At 64.8% G+C, this 3,850-nt stretch carries 7 protein-coding genes and 1 pseudogene; 2 read left to right on the top strand and 6 right to left on the bottom strand.

What is annotated here, in order from left to right:
* On the top strand, positions 1-676 hold a 676-nt coding region (locus PGX04_RS12520; protein ID WP_465263811.1), incomplete at its 5' end, for a glutamyl-tRNA reductase.
* Positions 677-811: 135 nt separating this feature from the next.
* Here PGX04_RS12520 and PGX04_RS12515 read toward each other — a convergent pair.
* Complete coding sequence (locus tag PGX04_RS12515) at positions 812-1,144, bottom strand: hypothetical protein (RefSeq protein WP_273738811.1); 333 nt, start codon at positions 1,142-1,144, stop codon at positions 812-814.
* Positions 1,145-1,278: 134 nt separating this feature from the next.
* On the opposite strand from PGX04_RS12515, the gene PGX04_RS12510 reads away from it, so the two are divergent.
* The gene (locus PGX04_RS12510) at positions 1,279-1,539 is read left to right on the top strand and encodes a glutathione S-transferase N-terminal domain-containing protein (RefSeq protein ID WP_273738810.1); all 261 of its coding nucleotides are present in this window, start codon (positions 1,279-1,281) and stop codon (positions 1,537-1,539) included.
* A gap of 29 nt (positions 1,540-1,568) precedes the next feature.
* Here PGX04_RS12510 and PGX04_RS12505 read toward each other — a convergent pair whose 3' ends face one another.
* The 5 genes and pseudogenes from PGX04_RS12505 to PGX04_RS12485 all read right to left on the bottom strand — a co-directional run.
* A complete protein-coding gene (locus PGX04_RS12505) occupies positions 1,569-1,766 on the bottom strand; it encodes a hypothetical protein (RefSeq protein WP_273738809.1) in 198 nt (65 codons plus the stop codon).
* Complete coding sequence (gene ddfA / locus PGX04_RS12500; RefSeq protein WP_273738808.1) at positions 1,763-2,089, bottom strand: DdfA family disk-determining factor; 327 nt, start codon at positions 2,087-2,089, stop codon at positions 1,763-1,765. Before ddfA ends, PGX04_RS12505 begins: the two co-directional genes overlap by 4 nt.
* 143 nt (positions 2,090-2,232) lie before the next feature.
* On the bottom strand, positions 2,233-2,715 hold the full coding sequence (locus PGX04_RS12495) for an Lrp/AsnC family transcriptional regulator (protein ID WP_273738807.1): 483 nt from the start codon (positions 2,713-2,715) through the stop codon (positions 2,233-2,235).
* Between the two features lie 45 nt (positions 2,716-2,760).
* On the bottom strand, positions 2,761-3,429 hold the full coding sequence (locus PGX04_RS12490) for an HAD family hydrolase (RefSeq protein ID WP_273738806.1): 669 nt from the start codon (positions 3,427-3,429) through the stop codon (positions 2,761-2,763).
* Positions 3,430-3,530: 101 nt separating this feature from the next.
* Positions 3,531-3,850 (bottom strand): annotated as a pseudogene (locus tag PGX04_RS12485) (ABC transporter substrate-binding protein); the annotation flags it as partial.

Here is a 3,850-nt window from a genome sequence, read left to right as displayed (position 1 = left end):
GCCGCTCGAGGCGCTCGATACCGTCGCGACCCGCGCCGACGTCGTCGTCACGGCGACCGGCAGCGAGGATCCGATACTCGAGTCCCGACATTTCGAGGGGCAGCCGACTGAACAGGTGATCGTCGATCTCGGGCAGCCTCGCGATGTCGCACCGGCGACCGCCGCACTGCCCGCGGTGCGGGTCTTCGATCTGGACGACCTCGAGTCGATCACCGCGGAGACCCGCGACCAGCGAGCCGATGCGGCTCGCCAGGTCGAATCGATGATCGACCGGGAGTTCGACCTGCTCACGGAGCAATACAAGCGCGCCCGCGCCGACGAGGCCATCGCCGCCATGTACGAGTCCGCCGAGCGGATCAAGGAACGGGAGGTCGAGACGGCCCTCTCGCAACTCGAGGGCGACGAGGTATCCGACGAGCAACGCGAAGTCGTCGAGGCGATGGCCGACTCGCTGGTCAATCAGTTGCTCGCACCGCCGACCAAGAGCCTGCGGGAGGCGGCGGCGGAAGACGACTGGAGCACCATCCATACCGCGCTCCAACTGTTCGATCCGGAGTTCGGCACGAACGACGGGCCGATCGCGCCGCCATCGATGGCTGCCGTCGTCACCGGCGACGCGACGACCGGTGACGCACCGGCCGGCGACGCGAGTCTCGGCGCGACCGACGACGACTGACGACGCGGCGGAGTGCCATCGCTCTCGAGTCCGTTTTCCGGTTCAAAGTAGTCTTTGTCAGACTAGCGACGGTCACTCGGCAGCATCTGCGAACACCCCTACCCGGACCGTCTCCCGTCGGGAGACGAGACCCCGTTACCGATTCGGCGCGCCGTACTCGACGTGGACCGTCGGGACGCTCGCGGAGTTGGGCGCTTCGTTGCCGTTCCAATCGACGAGGTGAACGTTCGCCATCTCGCCCGAGAAACGGAACCGCTGGACGCCGACATCGATTGCTCCCTCGGCGACGCTCCCCGAGAGGACGGTTCTCTCAGCCATCGGATCGTCCGCGAGCATCTCGAGGTCACCGTCGACGGCGATCTCGTAGTTCGAGGGGACTCCGCGACCGACGATCGTGACGAGATTCGGCAGCTGGGCGTCGTTTGCGGCTGAGTGAGTTCGATTTCGTACCGGCGTGTCGCGTTCCATGCTCGATAACCCGAGTATCCCGGCATAAGCTTTCCTGTCGAAGTAATGGTAAGAATGTGTGAATGCGGGCCCGTGATTCGCCGGTTGACACACGGCCAACGTTTACGGGCAGGGGTGTGGTCGGCGTGCATAGGATGCTCGAGCTATACCAGGCGGAGGACTGTCCACACAGCGCGGACGTTCGCGAGAAACTGACGGCTCTCGGCGTCTCGTACGTGATTCACAACCCCCGCCGACCCGGCGACGACGGCGAGGTGCTCAACGAGTGGAGCCACGGGGCGATGATCGATCTGGGCGGCGAGGATGCGATTCCGTTCCTCGTCGACACCGACCGTGAGGAATCGCTCTACGAGAGCGACGAGATCGTCGACTACCTCGAGAAACACTACGGGTGAGCGACGGTGGGGCGCCGGCCGCTCGGATATCAGTCGCTCGAGGGAACGAGGTCGCGAACGAATATCTCGCCGGTGATGTCGGGAATCGTCGGACGGACGATCGATTCGCTCGAGTCGATCGCGTGTCCCGTCTCGACGTGATGCTCGATCGCCGCCTGCGAGCGGTCGTGTTGTGACGGTTCGCTAACGGCGTTCAGATGCCAGTCGCAGTCGAGGCAGTACTTCATCGTGAGTTCGTCTCTGACTGAACTGCTGAATTCTTTGTGGTCTCACTGGCACCCTCACTGCTGGTCCCGAGCGTGATCCGGCCGTCACTCTCGACGTGTACCCGGTGCCCTCGATAGGTGAACGAAACGGTGCCGGCGGTTCGGTTTCCGGAGCCGGTCGGCTCGAAGAGCGCGTCCAACGCGGTCGGATCGACCGCGTCGTGGAGCGGCGGCGAGAGCTCGAGCGGATCGACCCCGTCACGGGCTGCGACCGCTTCCACGACGCGGATCGAAACTGGGACCGCTGCATCGTCGGACGATCGCTTCGATGAGTGAGAATCCATTATCCGAGTAAGGCCGGGCAAATGCATAAGAACAGTGGTATCTCTCGTTGCCGGTATCCAGCAGGAAAGATTCGTTCTGGTTGTGTTCCACACAATAATGGCCCGTTCTCGCGCCAAGCCAGAGACGAAGGCGCTCGAGACGGTCACTCCGACGCGGATTCGTCCACCACTTCGGACCCGAAGTGGTCGAACGGGCGGCTGTACTCCGTTCTGAGACTCTCCGATCCATTGATTTCGAGGCCGAGAGCGTCCAAATCCTCCGTAACGGCTTCGATGTCTTCGGCCGTCATGCCGACGGCTTCGACGTGCAGGTTCTGCGATCCGGTCAACAACTCCCGAGTATTGACCACGTTCGGTACCTCGATCGCGTCCTTGCAGAGCGCCTTTCGCTCGACGATCGGTGCCGTACAGACGAACAGAATGTGGTGGGGTGCGCCCGCCGTTTCGTAGTCGATCACCGGATCGAACTTCTTGAGGACGCCCTCCGCTTCCAGCCTTTGAATGCGGTTATTGACGGTGCTCGAGGAGACATCGATCCGCTCGGCGATCTCGTCGTGCGTGAAATCCGCCCGACTCTCCGCCTGCAGGAGAGAGAGGATCGCGTGATCCGTGCTGTCAGTTTCCATACGACAGCTCAGACGCCCACCGGAAAGGGCGCTCGCCTTGAAACGTCAGTCGGTCGCCGATCGATGCGGGCCATCGAACCCCAGTTCGTCGAACGAGCGGACGCGGTGATCGCCGAGCACGCACCGGCCCCGCCGCTCGTGGCCGACGCGCTCGACGTGGATCGCGTCGAGTCCGGCGTTCCAGGCCGCACCGATGTCGCAAGCACCGTCGCCCGCGAGTACACCGCGGTGGCCGTTGTGGCCGACGCCGAGATCGGCCATGACGCGTTCGACGGGGCCCGGGTCGGGTTTCCAGCCGGTCTCTTCGGTACAGCACAGGCGCGCGTCGAACCAGTCACGGATCCCGACGTGCTCCAGCACCGGCTCGGCGAGGAACTCCTGACAGTGCGTGACGAGCCCGACCGGTGCCTCGAGGTCGGCGACGAACGCGGCATCCTCGTGGAGATAGGTCTGTTCGGCCCGCACCAGCGGGTCCTCCTCGTCGTGGAAGACCTCCCAGAACGCCTGCGGATCGACCCCCCACTCCTCGAGCTGGCGGTCCCGGGAGCCGGTCAGGCCGCTCCAGAGGATGTCGGCCTCCCGGTCGGTGAACTCCCGGCCCAGCCGGTCGCCGACCCGGTCGAACACCTCGCGGGTGTAGGACCACTCGACGTCGACGAGGGTCCCGTCGAGGTCCAGCAGCCAGAAGTCGTACTCGGATTGCTCGAGGGCCATTCGGACACAGATGTACGGGGTTCTCCAGTAAATGCCTGTCGACCGTCGCGGAACTGTCGATGGCGGGAACGCGGGGATCGAGGCGAAACCCGTCGACGCGATCACTCCGCCGTCGGCCGGATCCGGTCGGTGTACTCGGCGACGATCGGCTCGTCGGCGGGCCGAAACTCGTCGGTCCACACCGCGTCCGGATCGATCGCTCCCTCGAGCAGCGCCGTCTCCGAGAGCGTCTCTCCGAGTCGCCGCCACCGGGCCGGATCTTGCGCACCCCAGCCGTGATCCCGGACGTACGGCGTGAATTGCAGCTGATTTGCGGCGGTTTCGAACTTTCGCCGTTCGATCTCCCGATTGCGCTCGAGCGTGGCGTTCCGGTCGACGAGCACGTCGATCGCGCGCTCGGGGTCGCGGGTCGCGGCGGCCC

The sequence above is a fragment of the Natrinema soli genome, assembly GCF_028618695.1.
This window is presented reverse-complemented; position numbering and strand designations above follow the sequence as displayed.

Bases quoted from the DNA above. Each gene is read 5' to 3' on its own strand.
- PGX04_RS12510 (WP_273738810.1), top strand. From the start codon at position 1,279: ATGCTCGAGCTATACCAGGCGGAGGACTGTCCACACAGCGCGGACGTT.
- PGX04_RS12505 (WP_273738809.1), bottom strand. From the start codon at position 1,766: ATGAAGTACTGCCTCGACTGCGACTGGCATCTGAACGCCGTTAGCGAA.
- ddfA (WP_273738808.1), bottom strand. From the start codon at position 2,089: ATGGATTCTCACTCATCGAAGCGATCGTCCGACGATGCAGCGGTCCCA.
- PGX04_RS12495 (WP_273738807.1), bottom strand. From the start codon at position 2,715: ATGGAAACTGACAGCACGGATCACGCGATCCTCTCTCTCCTGCAGGCG.
- PGX04_RS12515 (WP_273738811.1), bottom strand. From the start codon at position 1,144: ATGGAACGCGACACGCCGGTACGAAATCGAACTCACTCAGCCGCAAAC.
- PGX04_RS12490 (WP_273738806.1), bottom strand. From the start codon at position 3,429: ATGGCCCTCGAGCAATCCGAGTACGACTTCTGGCTGCTGGACCTCGAC.